The sequence below is a fragment of the Caballeronia zhejiangensis genome (assembly GCF_022879815.1).
GTDB lineage: Bacteria > Pseudomonadota > Gammaproteobacteria > Burkholderiales > Burkholderiaceae > Caballeronia > Caballeronia zhejiangensis.
The window spans coordinates 1,875,108-1,895,622 of sequence record NZ_CP084283.1; the positions used below are offsets into that span (position 1 = coordinate 1,875,108).

General features: G+C 63.5%; 21 protein-coding genes. 15 read left to right on the forward strand and 6 right to left on the reverse strand.

What is annotated here, in order from left to right; translation table 11 throughout:
* Positions 1–81: 81 nt before the first annotated feature.
* The 5 genes from LDZ23_RS08995 to LDZ23_RS09015 all read left to right on the forward strand — a co-directional run bounded on the left by LDZ23_RS08995 (position 82) and on the right by LDZ23_RS09015 (position 6,697).
* Positions 82–1,176: a regulator gene (locus LDZ23_RS08995; protein WP_244807432.1), complete on the forward strand. Its 1,095-nt coding sequence runs from the start codon at positions 82–84 to the stop codon at positions 1,174–1,176.
* Positions 1,177–1,187: 11 nt separating this feature from the next.
* Positions 1,188–2,891, forward strand: coding sequence for a single-stranded-DNA-specific exonuclease RecJ (gene recJ / locus LDZ23_RS09000; protein WP_244807433.1), 1,704 nt, complete (start codon positions 1,188–1,190; stop codon positions 2,889–2,891).
* A gap of 83 nt (positions 2,892–2,974) precedes the next feature.
* Positions 2,975–4,079, forward strand: a protein-coding gene (gene prfB / locus LDZ23_RS09005) for a peptide chain release factor 2 (RefSeq protein ID WP_144403574.1) whose coding sequence is annotated in 2 segments (ribosomal slippage) — positions 2,975–3,055 and positions 3,057–4,079 — 1,104 coding nt in all. Because the reading frame shifts where the segments join, the coding sequence is not laid out codon by codon here.
* A gap of 76 nt (positions 4,080–4,155) precedes the next feature.
* Positions 4,156–5,682, forward strand: a complete 1,527-nt coding sequence (gene lysS / locus LDZ23_RS09010) for a lysine--tRNA ligase (protein WP_244807434.1) — start codon at positions 4,156–4,158, stop codon at positions 5,680–5,682.
* A 286-nt stretch (positions 5,683–5,968) separates the two neighbouring features.
* Positions 5,969–6,697, forward strand: coding sequence for a glycine zipper 2TM domain-containing protein (locus LDZ23_RS09015; protein ID WP_244807435.1), 729 nt, complete (start codon positions 5,969–5,971; stop codon positions 6,695–6,697).
* 71 nt (positions 6,698–6,768) lie between these two features.
* On the opposite strand, the gene pssA is transcribed toward LDZ23_RS09015, so the two are convergent.
* The 5 genes from pssA to LDZ23_RS09040 form a co-directional block, all read right to left on the reverse strand.
* Positions 6,769–7,635, reverse strand: a complete 867-nt coding sequence (gene pssA / locus LDZ23_RS09020) for a CDP-diacylglycerol--serine O-phosphatidyltransferase (protein ID WP_034473055.1) — start codon at positions 7,633–7,635, stop codon at positions 6,769–6,771.
* Between the two features lie 13 nt (positions 7,636–7,648).
* Positions 7,649–8,293 carry a phosphatidylserine decarboxylase gene (locus tag LDZ23_RS09025; protein WP_034473054.1) on the reverse strand — a complete coding sequence of 215 codons (645 nt, stop codon included), beginning with the start codon at positions 8,291–8,293 and terminating at the stop codon, positions 7,649–7,651.
* Between the two features lie 106 nt (positions 8,294–8,399).
* The gene (ilvC, locus tag LDZ23_RS09030; RefSeq protein ID WP_008341903.1) at positions 8,400–9,416 is read right to left on the reverse strand and encodes a ketol-acid reductoisomerase; all 1,017 of its coding nucleotides are present in this window, start codon (positions 9,414–9,416) and stop codon (positions 8,400–8,402) included.
* Between the two features lie 65 nt (positions 9,417–9,481).
* Positions 9,482–9,973 (reverse strand): acetolactate synthase small subunit, encoded by a 492-nt coding sequence (gene ilvN / locus LDZ23_RS09035; RefSeq protein ID WP_008341906.1) that lies wholly within the window; start codon positions 9,971–9,973, stop codon positions 9,482–9,484.
* A gap of 108 nt (positions 9,974–10,081) precedes the next feature.
* On the reverse strand, positions 10,082–11,845 hold the full coding sequence (locus tag LDZ23_RS09040; protein WP_008341907.1) for an acetolactate synthase 3 catalytic subunit: 1,764 nt from the start codon (positions 11,843–11,845) through the stop codon (positions 10,082–10,084).
* 423 nt (positions 11,846–12,268) lie between these two features.
* Between LDZ23_RS09040 and LDZ23_RS09045 the strand changes: the two genes are divergently transcribed.
* From LDZ23_RS09045 to LDZ23_RS09090, 10 genes are all read left to right on the forward strand, one after another.
* A complete protein-coding gene (locus tag LDZ23_RS09045; protein ID WP_244807436.1) occupies positions 12,269–12,832 on the forward strand; it encodes an RNA polymerase sigma factor in 564 nt (187 codons plus the stop codon).
* The gene (locus LDZ23_RS09050) at positions 12,829–13,275 is read left to right on the forward strand and encodes a DUF3619 family protein (RefSeq protein ID WP_175982714.1); all 447 of its coding nucleotides are present in this window, start codon (positions 12,829–12,831) and stop codon (positions 13,273–13,275) included. The genes LDZ23_RS09045 and LDZ23_RS09050 overlap by 4 nt, the downstream gene beginning before the upstream one ends.
* Before the next feature lie 28 nt (positions 13,276–13,303).
* Positions 13,304–14,068 (forward strand): DUF3106 domain-containing protein, encoded by a 765-nt coding sequence (locus LDZ23_RS09055; RefSeq protein WP_244807437.1) that lies wholly within the window; start codon positions 13,304–13,306, stop codon positions 14,066–14,068.
* A complete protein-coding gene (locus tag LDZ23_RS09060) occupies positions 14,065–14,586 on the forward strand; it encodes an RDD family protein (protein WP_008341911.1) in 522 nt (173 codons plus the stop codon). Before LDZ23_RS09055 ends, LDZ23_RS09060 begins: the two co-directional genes overlap by 4 nt.
* Positions 14,587–14,653: 67 nt before the next feature.
* Positions 14,654–15,616, forward strand: a complete 963-nt coding sequence (locus LDZ23_RS09065) for a UDP-2,3-diacylglucosamine diphosphatase (RefSeq protein ID WP_239295366.1) — start codon at positions 14,654–14,656, stop codon at positions 15,614–15,616.
* A 29-nt stretch (positions 15,617–15,645) separates the two neighbouring features.
* Entirely contained in the window at positions 15,646–16,677 is a 1,032-nt protein-coding gene (locus LDZ23_RS09070; RefSeq protein WP_034473050.1) for a glycosyltransferase family 4 protein, read from the forward strand.
* Positions 16,674–17,228: a diacylglycerol kinase gene (locus LDZ23_RS09075; protein WP_244807438.1), complete on the forward strand. Its 555-nt coding sequence runs from the start codon at positions 16,674–16,676 to the stop codon at positions 17,226–17,228. Before LDZ23_RS09070 ends, LDZ23_RS09075 begins: the two co-directional genes overlap by 4 nt.
* Positions 17,229–17,372: 144 nt before the next feature.
* Positions 17,373–18,119, forward strand: a complete 747-nt coding sequence (locus tag LDZ23_RS09080) for a TetR/AcrR family transcriptional regulator (protein WP_008341915.1) — start codon at positions 17,373–17,375, stop codon at positions 18,117–18,119.
* Positions 18,120–18,704 carry an LOG family protein gene (locus tag LDZ23_RS09085; RefSeq protein WP_244807439.1) on the forward strand — a complete coding sequence of 195 codons (585 nt, stop codon included), beginning with the start codon at positions 18,120–18,122 and terminating at the stop codon, positions 18,702–18,704. It begins immediately after the preceding gene.
* A gap of 12 nt (positions 18,705–18,716) precedes the next feature.
* Positions 18,717–19,463, forward strand: coding sequence for an SDR family oxidoreductase (locus LDZ23_RS09090; protein ID WP_244807440.1), 747 nt, complete (start codon positions 18,717–18,719; stop codon positions 19,461–19,463).
* Here LDZ23_RS09090 and LDZ23_RS09095 read toward each other — a convergent pair whose 3' ends face one another.
* Complete coding sequence (locus LDZ23_RS09095) at positions 19,464–20,339, reverse strand: DUF5672 family protein (RefSeq protein ID WP_034473046.1); 876 nt, start codon at positions 20,337–20,339, stop codon at positions 19,464–19,466. It lies immediately after the preceding gene.
* Positions 20,340–20,515: the final 176 nt, after the last annotated feature.

Sequence of the window (20,515 nt, forward strand, 5' to 3'; positions counted from 1 at the left end):
GAAAGCCACGCACTGGCAGCCTTCGTCCGCGAGGCGGGAACGGCGCGCCGAGCCTGATCGGAGAAGGCGCTTTGCCCTACAATGCCGAGCATCATGCCCGTTCATCATCTCCATCTCCTGTTGCCGTTCGCCCTGCCTTCGGCCGCGGACGCCGCCACCGCCCTGCACGGACTGGAGAGCGCGGCGCTCGACAAGCTGCTCGCCCGCGCCACGCTCGAAGAACGCGTCATCGGCGAGGATTTTCAGCGCACGCTGCCGCACGAACGCTGGATCGCGCGCCGCTTCGGCGCGGTGACGCCCGCCGATCAGCGCTATGCCGACGACGCCCCGCTCGCGCCCTTCATGCTGCTCGCCGACGGCGGCACGCCCGGCGATGCGCTCTGGGCCTGCATCGAGCCGGTTCATGTCCGTATCGCGCACGATCATCTCGTATTGATCGATCCCGACACGCTCGGCGTGCACACGGAAGAAGCGCGCGCCCTGCTCCAGACCGCGCGGCCGGTGATCGAAGCGCTCGGCGTGACGCTGCAAGCGCCGACGCCATTACGCTGGTACGTGTCGGGTAAAGCGCTGGGCGCGCTCGCGGGCGCATCGCCGTTGCGCGCGACCGGGCGCAACATCGAAATCTGGCTGCCGCACGAGGCCCGCACCGGCGATCGCTCGCGCGCGTGGATGAAGCTGCAGAACGAAGTGCAGATGGCATGGTTCGAACATCCGCTGAATCTGGAACGCGAATCGCGCGGCCTGCCTGCGATCAATTCGATCTGGCTCCACGGGCAAGGCGCGATGCGGCCCGTGCAAAGCCCGTTCGCGCGCGTGATGTCCGATGCGGCCGCGACGCGCGGTCTCGCGCTCGCTTCCGGCGTGAAGCCGTCGATGCCGCCGGAATCGTTTGCATCGCTCTCGAAAGACGACGCGCAGGACGCGACGCTCGTCGAGCTCGATGCGTTCTCCGCGCCGTTCATCGAACAGGATTGGGCGCGCTGGAACGATGCGCTCAAGGCGCTGGAAAACGCGTGGTTCGCGCCCGCGCTGCAGGCGCTTCTCGACGGCTCGCTCGGCCGCCTGAGTCTCACGCTTTGCGGCGATACCGGCTCGGTCACGCTCTCGGTCACGCGCGCCGATCTGCGCAAGTTCTGGCGGCGCCGGCCGATCGCGGCGCTCTTCATCGAATAAGGCACTTTGCAATGACGCGAATCGTTACGCGCGCTTCTTCTCCCGCCGATGCCGAAGCGCTGATGCGCCACGGCCTGCATCCCGTCATCGCGCGTCTTTACGCATCGCGCGGCGTGACTTCTCCCGATGAAGTCGAAACCGAATTCAAGCGCCTGCACGCGCCCGCCGGCCTGAAAGGCTGCGACGCCGCCGCCGTCGTGCTCGCCGATGCGCTCGCCTCGGGACAACGCCTGCTCGTCGTCGCGGACTACGATTGCGACGGCGCGACCGCATGCGCCGTCGCCGTGCGCGGGCTGCGGATGTTCGGCGCGAACATCGACTATCTGGTTCCGAACCGCTTCGAATACGGCTACGGGCTGACGCCGGAAATCGTCGAGCTGGCGTCGCGTTCGAAGAGCGGCCTGCCCGATCTGCTCATCACGGTCGATAACGGCATCGCGAGCGTCGATGGCGTCGCGGCGGCAAACGCGCTCGGCATCGACGTGCTCGTCACCGATCATCACCTGCCCGGCGACGAGCTGCCCGCCGCGCGCGCGATCGTCAATCCGAATCAGCCGGGCTGCGCGTTTCCGAGCAAGTGCATCGCGGGTGTCGGCGTCATGTTCTACGTGCTGCTCGCGTTGCGCGCGGAGTTGCGGCGGCGCGGCGCTTATGCCGATGGGATACCCGAGCCGCGTCTCGATGGCCTGCTCGATCTCGTCGCGCTCGGCACCGTCGCCGATGTCGTGAAGCTCGACTGCAACAACCGCATTCTCGTCGCGCAAGGCCTGAAGCGGATTCGCTCGGGCCGCATGCAGCCGGGCATCGCCGCGCTCTTTCGCGCCGCCGGCCGCGATGCGCGCGCGGCGTCGGGTTTCGATCTCGGCTTTGCACTCGGGCCGCGCCTCAACGCGGCGGGACGGCTGTCGGACATGTCGCTCGGCATCGAATGCCTGACGACCGACGATGTCGGCCGCGCCTGGGAGCTCGCGCAGCAACTCGATTCGATGAACCGCGAGCGTCGCGAAATCGAAGCCGGCATGCAGCAGCAGGCGCTCGCCGAATTGCAGACGATCGATCCGGGCGAGCGCGCCACGCTCACGCTCTACGACGCGAGCTGGCATCAGGGCGTGATCGGCATTGTCGCGGGGCGGCTGAAGGAGCGGTTTCATCGGCCATCGTTCACGTTCGCGCACGCCGACGACAGCGGCACGCTCAGCAAGGGCTCCGGCCGCTCCATTCCGGGCTTTCATCTGCGCGACGCCGTCGATCTGATCGCCAAACGCGAGCCCGGCCTCATCCACAAGTTCGGCGGACACGCAATGGCCGCGGGCCTGACGCTTTGCACCGCCGACATCCCGCGCTTCACCGCCGCGTTCGAAGCGATCGGGCGCGAATGGCTGACGGCCGAAGCGCTGTCGCGCACCGTCGAAACCGATGGCGAACTCGAAGACGCGTACTTCACGCCGCAATTCGTCGAAATGCTCGACGCCGCCGTCTGGGGACAGGGCTTTCCCGCGCCGACCTTCTCCGGCGAGTTCGAAGTCGCGTCGCAGGCGCTCGTGAAGGACAAGCATCTGAAGCTGTCACTGTTGCGCGGGCGGCAGCGTTTCAACGCGATCTGGTTCAACCACGTCGATCCGCTGCCGCCGCGCGCGACCGTCGCGTACCGGCTCGTCAGCGATTCGTGGAACGGCGTCGCGCGGGTGCAGCTGATCGTGGAGCACGCGGGCTGAGCGGCCCGCCGCGCACCCCGAAGGCCGGGGAAACCCTGTCGATCGGCTATAATTTCATCTTTTTACGAAGCCGAAGATCGACAATGGAAGCGGAACGTCTCAACGCGATCGAAAGCCTTCTGGCCGACCTGCGCCGCCGCGCGGGCGAGCTACGGGGGTATCTTTGACTACGACGCCAAGTCCGCGCGTCTAGCCGAAGTCAATAAGGAACTCGAAGACCCGAACGTCTGGAACGACTCGAAGAACGCCCAGGCGCTCGGTCGCGAAAAGAAGCTGCTCGACGGCGTGGTCTCCGCACTCACCGCCCTCGACAACGACCTGCGCGACGCGGACGAACTGTTCGGCATGGCGCGCGAGGAAAACGACGAGGACACGCTCGTCGCATCCGAATCCGATGCGGATGCGCTGCGCCTGCGCGTCGAAGACATGGAATTCCGCCGGATGTTCTCGAACCCGGCCGACCCGAACAACTGCTTCATCGACATCCAGGCGGGCGCGGGCGGCACCGAAGCGTGCGACTGGGCGTCCATGCTGCTGCGCCAGTACCTGCGCTACTGCGAACGCAAGGGCTTCAAGACCGAAGTGCTCGAAGAGTCCGAAGGCGACGTCGCGGGCATCAAGAGCGCGACGATCAAGGTCGAGGGCGAATACGCATACGGCTATCTGCGCACCGAAACCGGCATTCACCGCCTCGTGCGCAAGTCGCCGTTCGACTCGTCGGGTGGGCGTCACACGTCGTTTTCGTCGGTGTTCGTGTATCCGGAAATCGACGATTCGATCGAGATCGAGATCAATCCCGCCGATATCCGCACGGACACGTATCGCGCATCCGGCGCGGGCGGCCAGCACATCAACAAGACCGACTCCGCCGTGCGACTCACGCACGCGCCGACGGGCATCGTCGTGCAGTGCCAGAACGACCGCTCGCAGCACCGCAATCGCGCGGAAGCCATGCAAATGCTCAAGGCGCGTCTCTACGAATTCGAGATGCGCAAGCGTCAGGCCGAGCAAGACAAGCTCGAATCGAGCAAGACCGACGTGGGCTGGGGCCATCAGATCCGCTCCTACGTGCTCGACCAGAGCCGCGTGAAGGACTTGCGCACCAACGTGGAAATGAGCAACACGCGCGCCGTGCTCGACGGCGACCTCGACGACTTCATCAGCGCGAGTCTGAAACAGGGCGTTTAATTCGCCGACGCGGGTATCGACTTCGATATCCGCGTTTTCAATTCAGCCCGCCTCGCATCAAAAAGCCACAATCATCATGACCGAACCGATTCAACCGGGCGCCGCTCCCGAACTGGAAGAGAACCAGATCATCGCCGAGCGACGCGACAAGCTGCGCGCGATGCGCGAGCAAGGCATCGCCTATCCGAACGACTTCCGCCCGACGCATCAGGCCGCCGCGCTGCAGAGCGACTACGCCGAAACGGATAAAGACGCGCTCGAAGCGAATCCCCTGCCCGTCGCGATCGCCGGCCGGATGATGTTGAAGCGCGTGATGGGCAAGGCGAGCTTCGCGACGGTTCAGGATGGCAGCGGCCAGATCCAGTTCTTCGTGACGCCCGCGGACGTCGGCGCCGAAACCTACGACGCATTCAAGAAGTGGGATCTGGGCGATATCGTCGCCGCCAAGGGCGTGTTGTTCCGCACGAACAAGGGCGAGCTGTCGGTGCGCTGCACGGAGTTGCGTCTGCTCTCGAAGGCGCTGCGTCCGCTGCCGGACAAGTTCCACGGCCTCGCCGATCAGGAAACGCGCTATCGCCAGCGCTATGTCGATCTGATCGTCACGCCGGAATCGCGCAAGACCTTCATGGCGCGCACGAAAGCCGTCACGTCGATCCGCAATTTCATGGCGCAGGCGAGCTTCATGGAAGTCGAAACGCCGATGCTCCACCCCATCCCCGGCGGCGCGGCGGCCAAGCCGTTCACCACGCATCACAACGCGCTCGACATGCAAATGTTCCTGCGCATCGCGCCCGAGCTGTATCTGAAGCGGCTGATCGTCGGCGGTTTCGAGCGCGTGTTCGAGATCAACCGTAACTTCCGGAACGAAGGCGTGTCGCCGCGTCACAATCCGGAGTTCACGATGATGGAGTTCTACGCCGCGTACACCGATTACCGCTGGCTGATGGACTTCACCGAGCAACTGATCCGCCAGGCCGCGATCGATGCGCTCGGCACCGCCACCATCACGTATCAGGGGCGCGAGCTTGATTTGAGCAAGCCGTTCCATCGTCTGACGATCAATCAGGCGATTCAGAAGTACGCGCCGCAATACACCGACGCGCAGTTGTCCGATGCCGCGTTCCTGCGCACGGAACTGAAGAAGTTCGGTGTGGATACGACGCAGCCCGCGTTCCTCAACGCCGGTCTCGGTTCGCTGCAGCTCGCGCTGTTCGAAGAGACGGCGGAATCGCAATTGTGGGAGCCGACGTACATTGTCGATTATCCGATCGAAGTGTCGCCGCTCGCGCGTGCGTCGGATTCGGTGCCGGGCATCACCGAGCGTTTCGAGCTCTTTATCACGGGCCGCGAAATCGCCAACGGCTTCTCGGAGCTGAACGATCCGGAAGATCAGGCCGCGCGCTTCCAGAAGCAGGTCGACCAGAAGGACGCCGGCGACGAAGAAGCGATGTACTTCGACGCCGATTACATCCGCGCGCTCGAATACGGCATGCCGCCGACGGGCGGTTGCGGCATCGGCATCGACCGTCTGGTGATGCTGCTGACCGACAGCCCGAGTATTCGCGACGTGATTCTGTTCCCGCATCTGCGTCGCGAGGACTGAGCTTTCGCCTCGGTTTTCAGCGAAAAAAGCGCGCCTTTCGAGGCGCGTTTTTTTTCGGCGGAACGATCGTTGTTGTAACCGCTGGTAAAAATTTCAAGCCGTATTCGGCCCGGAAGGGCGCAGAGCCGCGAGCCATCGCGATTGGCATTGCTCCTGCTTTCCTCGAAAGAGACAAGCTCCGCGAATTTGTTACACGCCGAAAAAGCGGAAAGTCGGCGCGTCCCCGAGAATGGGCGTGATTGCCGACATCGGTAGCGGCAGTTCGCCTCGAAACGGAGGTTCGATAATGGATAACGGAACCAGCAAACTCAGCACGTCACCCTCTTCCGGCAGCGCTCAGCCGCCGCAGCGGCGTCTGCATCCGCTCATCGCCACGGCGGCGGGCGCGGTCATCGTCGCGAGCCTCGTGGCTACCGCCGCGATGACGGGACTGTTCCCGAGAGCATCGAGCAATTCCTCGCAGAACCCGCAGACACAGACGGCGGCGGTCGCGCAGCAGCCAGTAGTCGATTCCGCCGCGCCGAGCCCGGCGCAGCAGCAAGCCGCCGCTCAACAGCAGGCGGCGCAGCAACAAGCCGCCCAGCAACAGCAAGCGGCACAGCAGCAGGCGCAACCGGCCCCGGCGCAGCCACGACCCGCGCAGCCATCGTATGCGCAGCAACCGCCGCAGCATCCGGCGTATTGCTCGACGTGCGGCACCGTCGAGTCGATTTCAGCCGTCAAGCATGAAGGCCACGGCACCGGCATCGGCGCGGTCGGCGGCGCGGTGGCGGGCGGCGTCGTTGGCAATCAGTTCGGCCGTGGCGGCGGGCGCACGGCGATGACGCTGCTCGGCGCGCTCGGCGGCGGTCTGGCCGGCAATTCGGTCGAAAAGCATATCCGCAGCGAAACCGATTACTCGGTGCACGTGCGGATGGAAAACGGCAAGACTCGGACCTTCACGTACAAGAATCCGCCGCCGTTCCAGCAAGGCGAGCGCGTGCATATTCAGAACGGCACGCTGGTCGCGGGTTGATCGGCGCGCAAAAAGCAAAAAGGCGGCGAACCTCATCGGTTGCCGCCTTTTTTGTTTGAAAGCGTCGAGGCCTAGTGTTCCCGCTGCGAACTGCGCGCGGGATTCGGCCGTCCGCGCATCGCAAGATAGCCCCACCAGATATAGCCCGAGAAGCCGTACAGCACGAACAGGCAGAACAGCATGACCGGCGGATCCGACGACACCAGTACGAACGCCACCACGATCAGCAACACGCCCGCGAACGGCACGCGATAGCGCACGTCGAGCGCCTTGCCGCTGTAGAACGGCGCGTTCGATACCATCGTCACGCCGGCGTAGATGGTCAGCGCAAACGCGACCCACGGCAGCCACACGAGCTTGAGCGGCACGCGATTGTCGGTCGCGAGCCAGACGAAACCGGCGATCAGCGCAGCCGCGGCCGGTGACGGCAAGCCCTGGAAGTACCGCTTGTCGACCACGCCGACGTTCGTATTGAAGCGCGCGAGCCGCAGCGCCGCGCCCGAGCAGTAGACGAACGCGGCGAGCCAGCCCCAGCGCCCGAGATCCTTCAACACCCATTCGTACATGACGAGCGCCGGCGCGACGCCGAACGACACCATGTCCGAAAGGCTGTCGAACTGCTCGCCGAACGCGCTCTGCGTGTGCGTCATGCGCGCGACGCGTCCGTCCATGCCATCGAGCACCATCGCGACGAAAATGGCGATGGCCGCGATCTCGAAACGCACGTTCATCGCCTGAACGACGGCGAAGAAGCCGCAAAAAAGCGCGGCCGTGGTGAACGCGTTGGGCAGCAGGTAAATGCCGCGTTTTCTGAGGAACTGCTGCCGCTTCGCGCGCCGCGTCTCCACGGCGCCGACGTCCTGCGCGGCCTTGTTGCGGCGGAACGCGCGCGGAGGCGTCGCGTTCGCGCGATTACGGCGCGGTTTGAATGCCGCCATCGAATCCTCCGCGTTATTCCGCGAATTCGGCGAGGATCGTCGACGAAGCCGAAACCTTCTCGCCGATCGACACGCGCGGCCGGCTGCCAACCGGCAGATACACGTCGACACGCGAGCCGAAGCGAATGAAGCCGTAGCGCTGGCCGCGCGTGAGCGGCTCGCCCACATGCACGTAGCAGAGAATGCGTCGCGCGATGAGGCCCGCGATCTGCACCGACGTCACGGTATGCCCGCCCGCCGTCTGCAGCACGACCGCGTTGCGCTCGTTCTCGGTCGACGCTTTATCGACGGCCGCGTTCAAATACGCGCCCGGAAAGTACTGCACCTTCGTGATGGCGCCGTCCACCGGCGAGCGCTGCGAGTGTACGTTGAACACGTTCATGAACACGCTGATCTTGAGCGCTTCGCGGCCCACGTACGGATCGTGCGCGGTTTCGACCGCGACGATGCGGCCATCCGCCGGACACAGCACCGCGTTGGGCTGGGTCGGAATCGGGCGGGCCGGATCGCGGAAGAACTGGACGACGAAAATCACGATCAGCCAGAAGATCCAGGCGAAGCCAAAGCCGCCGATCGCCTGAACGAGGATGGCGACGACAGCCGCGATGGCGATGAACGGCCAGCCTTCGCGGGCAATGATCGGATGAGGATAGTTCATGAACGAGTTCTGTGTTTTATAAAAACCGTAGGATAGCAAAAGCCGCCCGGCGCACAGGGCATCCGGGCGGCTTTCGATGCAGCAAAAAGCGTGACTAGCGAAAGATTTAGTTCTTCGACTGGTCGACGAGCTTGTTCTTCGCGATCCACGGCATCATCGCGCGCAGCTTCTCGCCGACTTGCTCGATCTGATGCTCCGAAGTCAGACGGCGGCGCGATTGCAGCGTCGGCGCACCCGCGCGGTTCTCGATGATGAAGCTCTTCGCGTATTCGCCCGTCTGGATGTCCTTCAGCACGGCCTTCATCGCCTTCTTCGTCTCTTCCGTGACGATGCGCGGACCCGTCACGTATTCGCCATATTCGGCGTTGTTCGAGATCGAGTAGTTCATGTTGGCGATGCCGCCTTCGTAGATCAGGTCGACGATCAGCTTCAGTTCGTGCAGGCACTCGAAGTACGCCATTTCCGGCGCGTAGCCCGCTTCCACCAGCGTTTCGAAGCCGGCCTTGATCAGGTCGACGGTGCCGCCGCACAGCACGGCCTGCTCGCCGAACAGGTCCGTTTCGGTTTCTTCACGGAAGTTCGTTTCGATGATGCCCGCGCGGCCGCCGCCGTTCGCCACCGCATACGACAGCGCCACGTCGCGCGCGGAGCCGGACTTGTCCTGCGCCACGGCGACCAGGTGCGGCACGCCGCCGCCTTGTGTGTACGTGTTGCGCACGGTGTGGCCCGGCGCCTTCGGCGCGATCATGATGACGTCCAGATCGGCGCGCGGGATCACCTGACCGTAGTGCACGTTGAAGCCGTGCGCAAACGCGAGCGCCGCGCCCTGCTTGGCGTTGTCATGCACTTCGTTCTTGTAGACCTCAGCGATCTGCTCGTCCGGCAGCAGCATCATGACCACGTCCGCGCCCTTCACGGCTTCGGCCACTTCCTTCACCTTGAGGCCCGCGTTCTCGGCCTTGCTCCACGATGCGCCGCCCTTACGCAGGCCGACCGTCACGTTCACGCCGCTTTCCTTCAGGTTGAGCGCGTGTGCATGGCCTTGCGAGCCATAACCGATGATGGTGACTTGCTTGCCCTTGATGAGGGAGAGGTCGGCGTCCTTGTCGTAGAAAACTTTCATGGTGGTTCCTTGATCGTGCGTTGAATTTGGTTGCGCTACTTTGCTTCGTTTTGACTGGAAAGGCGTCAGACCTTGAGAATCCGCTCGCCCCGGCCGATGCCTGAGCTGCCCGTGCGAACCGTTTCGAGGATCGCCGTGGCGTCGAGCGCCTGGATGAACGCGTCGAGCTTGTCGGACGCGCCCGTCAGTTCCATCGTGTAGGTCTTCTCGGTCACGTCGATGATGCGGCCGCGGAAGATATCCGCCATGCGCTTCATTTCTTCGCGTTCCTTGCCGACCGCCCTTACCTTGATGAGCATCAGCTCGCGCTCGATGTGGGCGCCCTCTGTCAGGTCGACCACTTTCACCACCTCGATCAGGCGGTTCAGGTGCTTCGTGATCTGTTCGATCACGTCGTCCGAGCCAATGGAGACGATGGTCAGCCGCGACAGCGAACTGTCTTCGGTCGGCGCCACCGTCAGCGTTTCGATGTTATAGCCGCGTGCCGAAAAGAGCCCGACGACGCGCGATAACGCGCCCGGTTCGTTCTCCAGCAAAACGGAGATGATGTGTTTCATTGTCTTTTCCCGAATGTGTCCAGAAGAGGCGTTCGTCCGAAAAACCCGCGCGCGTCACATGTCCTTTGTGAAGACAGGCGCGCGCGGGCCTCGCGAGTCGAAGCCGCGTTATAGATCCTCAGACCCGAGCAGCATTTCCGTGATGCCTTTGCCTGCCTGCACCATCGGGAATACGTTTTCGGTGGGATCGGTCTGGAAGTCGAGAAATACGGTGCGATCCTTCAGGCGCAGCGCTTCCTTCAGCGCCGGCTCGACGTCCGCCGTCTTTTCGACGCGAATGCCGACGTGACCGTACGCCTCAGCGAGCTTCACGAAGTCGGGCAGCGCGTCCATGTACGAACTGGAATAGCGCTTCTTGTATTCGATCTGCTGCCACTGGCGCACCATGCCGAGATAGCGGTTGTTCAGCGAGATGATCTTGACGGGCGTGTTGTACTGCTTGCACGTCGAGAGCTCCTGAATGCACATCTGGATCGAGCCTTCGCCCGTGATGCAGACCACTTCGTCGTCCGGATAGGCCATCTTCACGCCCATCGCCGCCGGCAGGCCGAAGCCCATCGTGCCGAGACCGCCCGAGTTGATCCAGCGGCGCGGCTTGTTGAACGGATAGAACTGCGCCGCCCACATCTGATGCTGGCCGACATCGGAACACACGAACGCGTTGCCGTCGGTCAGTTCCCAGAGCTTTTCGACGACGTACTGCGGCTTGATGATCTCGCTCTTGCGGTCGTAGGACAGGCAATCCTTCGAGCGCCAGCCTTCGATCTCGTCCCACCACTTCGCGAGCGCCTGCGTGTCCGGGCCGTGCTCGGCGTGCTGAAGCTGCTCGATGAGCTCCTTGAGCACTTCCTTCACGTCGCCGACGATGGGGATATCCACCTTCACGCGCTTGGAAATGGACGACGGGTCGACGTCGATATGGATGATCTTGCGCGGCGACGACGCGAAGTGCTTCGGATCGCCGATCACGCGGTCGTCGAAGCGCGCGCCGATGGCGATCAGCACGTCGCAGTTCTGCATCGCCATGTTGGCTTCGTACGTGCCGTGCATGCCGAGCATGCCGAGGAACTTCTTGTCCGATGCGCGATAGCCGCCGAGGCCCATCAGCGTGTTGGTGACGGGATAGCCGAGCAGATCGGCGAACTGGTTCAGCTCGCGCGATGCATCGGCGAGGATGATGCCGCCGCCGGTATAGATGTACGGGCGCTTCGCCGACAGCAGAAGCTGCACCGCCTTGCGGATCTGGCCCGAATGGCCCTTCGTGACCGGATTGTACGAACGCAGCGACACGCTCTTGACCGGCTCGTACTTGCACGGCGCCTTCGACACGTCCTTCGGAATGTCGATCAGCACCGGGCCGGGACGGCCGGTACGCGCGATGTAGAACGCTTTCTTGACGGTCTCGGCCAAGTCGCGCACGTCCTTCACGAGGAAGTTGTGCTTCACGCATGGACGCGTGATGCCGACGGTGTCGCACTCCTGGAATGCGTCGAGACCGATGGCCGCGGTCGGAACCTGCCCGCTGATGACGACGAGCGGAATCGAATCCATGTAGGCCGTGGCGATGCCGGTGACGGCATTGGTGACGCCCGGGCCCGAGGTCACGAGACACACGCCGACGTTGCCGGTCGAGCGCGAATACGCGTCGGCGGCGTGCACGGCGGCCTGCTCGTGGCGCACGAGAATGTGCTGAATCTGGTCTTGCTTGTACAGCTCGTCGTAGATGTAGAGTACCGAGCCGCCGGGATAGCCCCAAATGAACTCGACGTTCTCATCGGCCAATGCGCGCATGAGCACGGTGGCGCCGATGGAGTCAGCTTCGTGAGGAGGAGTCGTATCCGACGTGGAGAATTCCGCGCTGGGCATGTTCATTCATCACCTTTCGAATTTTCGGCAAAAAATTGATCGGGTGCTCTCTGCCGGGCTTGTGGCTCGGGTTCAAGCGGCGCGTCTAGGTTTGACTGGCGTGCTTCTTGGGCTCGCCTCAAAGCAGACATTTCACTGATGATGCGAGTCAGAAAATGTAACAGCGGCGCGCGCGGGCGGTCAAGCAAAAAGTTACCGAACGCGGCATGCGCGCTGATTTTGCGCCGTTGCGGCGCGAAAGTTCCTTTACGGGGAGAGGCTGTCCGGGGCGCATTCGACCGGTCGAGTGCAGGCGGCAAATGGCAACAAAAGCTCTCATCCGCTCCGGATGCGGCGAAACTTTGCTAGGATTCGCAGGTTTTCCTAGAACTCCACGATCCTCATCGACGCAACTTCGGACGCAGCTTCGTTGCGCCGGGTCCCCAACGGATGGCATCAGACAAGGAACTCGCCGACTTCCTGGCGGGCGTCGAAAGACGCGCGTTCAAGCAAACCGTGTACACCGTTCGCGACGACGACGCGGCGCTCGACATCGTGCAGGACGCGATGATCAAGCTGGCGGAAAAATACGGCGACCGGCCTGCATCCGAGCTTCCCCTTTTATTCCAGCGTATCCTTCAGAACGCGACGCATGATTATTTTCGTCGCCAGAAGGTGCGCAACACCTGGGTCAGCCTGTTTTCGTCCTTCGGCAACGCGGACGACGACGAATTCGACCCGCTCGAAACCCTCGAATCCGAGGACGGCGCGGCCAGCAGCGAGAGCAGCGAAAACCGTCTGGAGCGCGAGCAGGTATTGAATCTGATCGACGCCGAAATCCAGAAACTGCCCGCGCGTCAACGAGAAGCTTTTCTCATGCGTTACTGGGAGGATATGGATGTCGCCGAGACGGCCGCCGCGATGGGATGCTCCGAGGGTAGCGTGAAGACGCACTGTTCACGCGCTACGCATGCACTCGCGCAAGCCCTGAAAGCCAAAGGGATCACGCTATGAGTTCCACTCTTGAAACGAAGGAAAACGAGTTCGCGCTGAAAGTCGTGCGCGCACTCGATGAAAGCACGTCGAACATTCCGGCTGCCGCCGTCGACCGGCTGCGCGATGCGCGCCGCGCCGCGATCGCGCGCAAGAAGCCGGAGAAGGTGGCCGTCGCGATGACCGCGCCCGCCTTCGCTCCGGCGTTCGCCGGAGGCACGCTCGACGCGGGCGGCGCCGATAACGGCCGCGGCGCAAAAGGGCTGCTCGCGCGGCTCGGCGGCCTCGGACTCGCGTGGCCGCTCGCGGCGCTCGTCATCGGGATTGCGGGCATCGCGTATTGGGAAGATCAGCAGCGCAAGGCGGAACTGGCCGACATCGACGCGGCCATGATGAGCGACAGCCTGCCCATCGACGCCTATCTGGATCACGGTTTCAACGCGTATCTGACGCGCAATCATTAAGCACTGAAAACAGCGGGGGAATTTCCGGGTGAGTTACAAGCGCGGTCTCGCGATTGTCTTTAGTTGCGCGATTGCGGGTCTGGTTGCGTTCGCCGCGACTTATCCGCGCTTTTATTCCACCGCCGCAGCGCCGTCGTCCGCCGCCGCGCCGAGCGGCAGTTCCGGCACGCCCGCCGATTCGAACGCATCGCCGCTCGCGGCGCTGTCGTCCGACAGCCCGATCTCCTGGAGTCATCTCACCGAAGCGCAGCACGTTGCGCTCGCGCCCTTCGCCACGCAGTGGGACTCGTTCTCCGACGAGCGCAAGAAAAAGTGGCTCAGGATCGCGTCGCGGTTCCATCGGATGTCGCCCGACGCGCAGAAGCATCTGCATCAGCGCATGGAAGAATGGGTGCGGCTCACGCCCGACCAGCGCAAGGTCGCGCGCGAGAACTATCAGGTTTCGAAGTCGGTGCCGCTCGAAAAGCGCGAGAAGGCGTGGGACGCGTATCAGAAGCTCTCCGAAGAACAGAAGAAAAAGCTGGCCGCGAGCGAGCACACGCGCCGTCCGACAATCGTTTCCGCGCCGCCCACCGGCAAGACGGAAGTGAAGGACATCAACCGGCTCGTCGCGGCGCGCGAGCAGGGACACGTCGGCGGCCACGCGGACGGCAGTTCGGCGGCGGCCGCGCCGGCAGTGCCCGTTTCCGGCGCGCCGGCGCAACCCGCCATTCCGAACGCGGCGAGCATCGTGCCGGCCACGCCGATTCCGGTATCGCCGCAGCAGGCGCCTTCGATGTACAACGGCTCGTGAGCGCGCAGCCGGCAGTGGCCACCGTCGATCCGATGCGCGCGCCCACACTGCGCCGCCGGCTCGCGACGATGCTCTACGAAGGCGTCATTCTCTTCGGCGTCGTGTTCCTCGCCGGTTATCTCTTCAGCACGCTCACGCAGCAACGCAACGGCCTCACGCATCACAACTGGCTGATGTCGTGGATCGGCATCGTCCTCGCGGCTTACTTCGTGTATTTCTGGACGCACGGCGGCCAGACCCTGCCGATGAAAACCTGGCGCCTCAAACTCGTCGATGCGCGCGGGCAACCCGTCAAACCCGCCCGCGCGCTCGCGCGCTACGCGCTCGCGTGGCTGTGGTTCCTGCCGCCGCTCGCGCTGCATCCGCTCTTCTCGCTCGCCGTGCCGCAGACGCTCGCCGTCTTCGCCGCGTGGGTCGCGCTGTGGGCCGCCGCCGTGTGGCTCGATCCGGCGCGTCAATTTCTCCATGACCGCCTCGCCGGCACGCGCATCGTTCCCGCGCAATCCGTTGTCAAGTAATAAGAACTTCTCGTGACTGTCACGGCTCGGTCACGGCCGGAAGGCGTAATGCGCATACCGAAACCCGATGCGCGAGCCAATGGCCTTCAACTCGTCCGCCCGACCGGCAATCGACCCGCCCTCTCCCTTCAGCTTCAGCAATAGCGAACTGCGCACCGGTCCCTTCGCGCTGCGATCGGAGTCCACGGAATCGTTCGGGTCCGAATCCGCGTCGCCGGGCCAGCACGACGGCATCGCCGATTCTGGCGGAGAGCCGCATCGATACCGCACGATCTGGCTGTCCGATATCCACCTCGGCTCGGGCGGCTGCCAGGCGCCGTATCTGCTCGATTTCCTGCGGCACCACGAGTCGGAGTATCTTTATCTCGTCGGCGACATCATCGACGGATGGCAGCTTCGCAAAGGCTGGTTCTGGCCGCAGGCGCACAACGACGTCGTGCAGAAAATCCTGCGCAAGGCGCGAAAGGGCACGCAGGTCGTGTACATCCCCGGCAATCACGACGAAGCGGCGCGCCAGTTCTGCGATCTCGCGTTCGGCGACATCCACGTTCGCGGCGAAGCCTTTCACACGACGCTCGCGGGCAAGCGTCTATGGATCGTGCACGGCGATCTCTTCGATGGCGTGATCCAGCACGCCAAATGGCTCGCCTATCTCGGCGACACCGCCTACACGATGATCCTGCTGCTCAACCGCTGGTTCAATCGCGTGCGCACGAAGCTCGGCTTCAACTACTGGTCGCTGTCGCAATACCTGAAGCATCAGGTCAAGAACGCGGTGAACTTCATCTCGCAGTTCGAGCGCGTGATGACCGACGAAGCGCGCCGCCGCGGCTGCGACGGCGTCGTGTGCGGGCACATCCACAAGGCCGAAATCCGCGACATCGACGGCATTCTCTACTGCAACGACGGCGACTGGGTCGAGAGTCTCTCGGCGCTCGTCGAAACCTACGACGGCGAACTGAAAATCGTCTACTGGACGGTGATGCGCTCGCCGGAAGCGCGGCCGGCGAAAGCACGCGCGACCGTCTGACCACGAACGAACCAACGGGGCCAAAGCCGATGAAGATCATGATCGTTACCGACGCATGGGAACCGCAGGTCAACGGCGTCGTGCGCACGCTCACGCAGACGACGAAGGAACTCACCGCGCTCGGACATCGCGTGGAATTGCTCACGCCGCTCGAGTTCAGAACGATTCCCTGCCCGACCTATCCGGAGATTCGCCTGTCGCTGATGCCGGGACAGCGCGTCGCGAGCCGCATCGACGCGTTCGGGCCGGACGCGCTGCACATCGCCACCGAAGGTCCGCTCGGACTCGCGGCGCGCGCGTATGCGCTGCGTCACAAGCTGCCGTTCACGACCGCGTACCACACGCGCTTTCCGGAGTATGTGAAGGCGCGCTTCGGCATCCCGCTCGCGCTGACGTATCGCTTCCTCCACTGGTTCCACAAGGGCTCGCAGGCGGTGATGGCGCCGACGCCCGTCGTCAAAAGCGATCTCGAAAAATACGGCTTCACCAATGTCGTGCTGTGGACGCGCGGCGTCGATCTCGACATCTTTCATCCGATGGAGTCGAAGGTGCTCAACACGGCGCGGCCGATCTTTCTGTACGTCGGGCGCGTGGCCGTGGAAAAGAACGTCGAGGCGTTTCTCAAGCTCGATCTGCCCGGCTCGAAGTGGGTCGCGGGCGAAGGTCCGGCGCTCGCGGAGCTGAAGTCGCGCTATACGAACGTCAACTATCTGGGCGTGCTGTCGCAGCCCGAGCTCGCGAAGGTCTACGCGGCGGCGGATGTCTTCGTGTTCCCCAGCAAGACCGATACTTTCGGCCTCGTTCTGCTCGAAGCGATGGCCTGCGGCACGCCGGTCGCGGCCTATCCGGTGACGGGCCCGATCGACGTGCTCGGCGAAAACGGCCCCGGTGCGCTCGACGACGACCTTCACGAAGCCTGCCTGCAGGCGCTGAAAATCGAACGCGCCGATGCCCGCGCGTGGGCCGAACGCTTCTCGTGGCGCGCGGCCTCGGAGCAGTTCGCATCGCATCTGCGCCAGTTCGGGCCGCGCGCCGCGAGCTCGGACCGGGCAGCGGCATGACGCGACACGCCGTGGCGCAGGAACGGGCCGAAGCGAACGCGCGAGGCGCATCGTCCGCGACGGCCCGCGCGCGCGATCCCTTCGACGATGACCCCGAAGACATCGACGAAACGTCCGCGCAGCCGCCCGAGCCGCTCGGCCCCGACGACCAGCCCTTTAATCCGTACAAGGGCAACCGCGGCTTCACGCGCGCGTGGCACGCGATGAAAAATTCGCTGTACGGTTTTCGCGTCGCGATTCGCGAGGAAAGCGCGTTTCGTCAGGAACTGACGCTCGCCGCGATCCTCCTGCCGTGCAGCCTTTTCGTGCCGGTCGCGCCCGTCGAGCGCGCGGCGCTGATCGCGTCCGTGCTGCTGGTGCTGATCGTCGAGTTGCTGAATTCGAGCGTCGAGGCGGCCATCGACCGGATATCGCTCGAACGTCACGAGTTGTCAAAGCGCGCGAAGGATTTCGGCAGCGCCGCGGTGATGGTCGCGCTCGGCGTCTGCGTCATTACCTGGGGTCTGATTCTTTGGCCGTTTGCATCCGCTTGGCTCGCGCGTATCTTATAAAAGAGAATTCGTGCGCTCAAAGCTCGCGTCCGTGCCGCAGAACGACCGGTTTATAATCGTCCGATATTCTCAAAAATAGCAACGGAAGCGGCCGCGCGAACGCTCATCCCGAGCCCTCGCGGCCCGATCCCAAGGTCGGACGACATGGAAGCCAAACCACCCCGCCGCACCCGCGAACGGATACTCGAGCTGTCGCTGAAGTTGTTCAACGATATCGGCGAGCCGAACGTCACCACGACGACCATCGCCGAGGAGATGGAAATCAGTCCGGGCAACCTGTACTACCATTTCCGCAACAAAGACGACATCATCAACAGCATCTTCGCGCAGTTCGAGCAGCAGATTCAGAAGCGTCTGCGCTTTCCGGACGATCATCGCCCGACGATCGACGAGATGTGGTCGTATCTGCAATACATGGCGGATTTCTTGTGGACTTACCGCTTCCTGTATCGCGACCTGAACGATCTGCTCGCGCGCAACCGCACGCTCGAAACGCACTTCAAGCAGATCATCACGCACAAGGTGCACTTCGCGAGCCAGTTGTGCGAGGCGCTCGTGGCCGATCAGGAAATGGTCGCGACGCCCGAGGAGATCAAGGTGATCGCGACGAACATCGGCGTAATCGCGACGTACTGGCTGTCGTATCAGTACGTGATGAATCCGCGCAAGTACAACGATCAGGAAGCGATCCGCACGGAACTGCATCAGGCGAGCCTGCATATCATCTCGATCATGGCGCCGTATCTGCGCGGACGCTCGCGTCAGCTCTTCGACGATCTCGTTTCCGGTAAGCTGCCAAAGCGCGAGTATGCGGATTTCCTGCCGCCGCGCGAAGACGCGTCCAACGCATCGAACGCGTCGAAGACCGAAATACCGAAGGATTCCAGATAAATGAAGGCAGTTTGTGTTTATTGCGGCTCCGCGACCGGCGCCCGCCCCGTCTATGCCGAAGCGGCCAAGGCATTCGGCCGCGCGCTCGTTGAAAACGATCTCTCGCTCGTCTACGGCGGCGGCCGCGTCGGGCTGATGGGACTCATCGCCGATGAAGTGCTCGCCGCGGGCGGACGCGCCGTCGGCGTGATTCCCGAGTTGCTGCTCGCAAAGGAAGTGGGCCACACGGATCTCACCGAATTGCACGTCGTGCCCGACATGCACGAGCGCAAGAAGAAGATGGCCGATCTGTCGGACGCGTTCGTCGCGATGCCGGGCGGCGTCGGCACGTTCGAGGAGTTTTTCGAGGTCTACACGTGGGCGCAGCTCGGCTATCACCAGAAGCCGGTCGGCTTGCTCGACGTGAACGGCTACTACGATCCGCTCATGGCGATGCTGCGTCATACGGTCGACGAAGGCTTCATGCGCGAGGCGTATCTGGATTTCATTCAGGTCGCAGCCGAACCCGGCGAGATGATCGCAAAGCTGAAGACCTACACGCCGCCCGCGATCGACAAGTGGTCCGAAAAACGTAACGCCGTCTGAGGAGCGGAACCGATGTCGAAAGTGATCCTGATTACGGGGGCAAGCCGCGGCATCGGCCGCTCGGCTGCGGTGCTCGCGGGCGCGCGCGGCTGGTCGGTCGGCGTCAACTACGCGTCGAACGCCGCGGCCGCCGATGACACCGTCGCGGCCGTCGTTGCGGCGGGCGGCAAGGCCATCGCGATTCCCGGCGACGTCAGCGACGAAGCCGCAATCATCGCGATGTTCGACGCGACCGAGAAAGCCTTGGGCAAGATCGATGGCGTCGTGAACAACGCGGGCATCGTCGCGCCCGGTTCGATGCTCGCGGACATGGATATCGCGCGCATGAAGCGCATCTTCGACATCAACGTGCTCGGTGCGTATCTCTGCGCGCGCGAGGCGGCGCGGCGCATGTCGACTTCGCGCGGCGGCAAGGGCGGATCGCTCGTGAATGTATCGTCGGCGGCGGCGCGGCTCGGCGGGCCGAACGAGTACGTCGATTACGCGGGATCCAAAGGTGCGATCGACACGCTCACGATCGGGCTGTCGAAGGAACTCGGGCGCGAAGGCGTGCGCGTGAACGCGATTCGCCCCGGGCTCATCGATACCGACATCCACGCGAGCGGCGGCAAGCCGGATCGCGCGCACGTACTTGGCGTGCAGACGCCGATCGGACGCGCGGGCACCGCCGATGAAGTCGGCGAATCGATCGTATGGCTGTTGTCGGATGCGTCGTCGTATGTGACGGGCGCGATTCTGGACGTGTCGGGCGGGCGTTGATCAAGCAGGCTCGGGCATGAACTCGAGCCGATAACCGCGCTCCTCGAGCATCTTGACCACAGGCGGCTCCAGCGGATGTTCGTCGATGTGGCGCCGCGTCGCGCCATAACGCACGACCGGCGGATCGATGCTGGCAAGACGCCGCCATGAACCGTGCATGCCAAATACAGCGTGAAGGTTCACGCCGATGTGACTGAGCGCGGCATGTTCGAAACCGAAACGCGCCGCGACTTCGAGCGGAGCGAACCGCAGACCCACGGCTTCCAGCTCGGGACGCAACATGCAGGTGAGTTGCACGTCTTCATGCGTGGCGTCGTTGAACCAGCTCATGGCGATCGGCTCGGAATCGCTGACGTCGGGCGGCGGGACCACCATCCGGATGTGCGGATGATCGACCAGCGCACGAAGCATGCGACGGCTACGGAGACTGAAGCCTCCGTTGAGCACCGGAATCACGACGGAGTCCGGGTTCTCGAGATCGCCGTACCAAGAAAAATCCTTCTTCCAGTAAATGCCTTCGGGTCTGTCGACGCGCGCGAGGTGTCCGGGCGCGCCGATATAGTCGTATTCGAGGAATTCATCGGTCCAGTTCGAGGCGTCGAGCAGCCAGCCGTCTTCCTGGACGATGAGCACGTACTCCGTTTCGACCATGCGCCACAACGCGAACATCATGAAAAGGCTGTATTCCTTGAAGCTCAGCGGCGCGATGGCACGGTGACGAATGTCCGGCGGAAGATTGCCGGGTGCGGACGGGCTTAGAAGCAAGGCGGAAGCGCCGGGCATTTGCCGGCGGGAGAATTCGAGCGCCAGCGCCGCGCCGTGGGCGTCGTTCAGTCCGGTCACGGAGACCAGAGTGATGTTGCTGAAATCGGGCATGAAACACGTCGGATGATAAGGATGCCGAGCGATTCTAAATCACTGGCATTCGACGCCATCTCAAAAGGCTGGGTCATTCATCGACGCGCATTTGGCGGCGAGAATATGGTTTTGACGGGGAAAGTGCGCGATCATTTTCGATGAAGCGAGCAAATCGATCGGGTGGCTGATGTCGC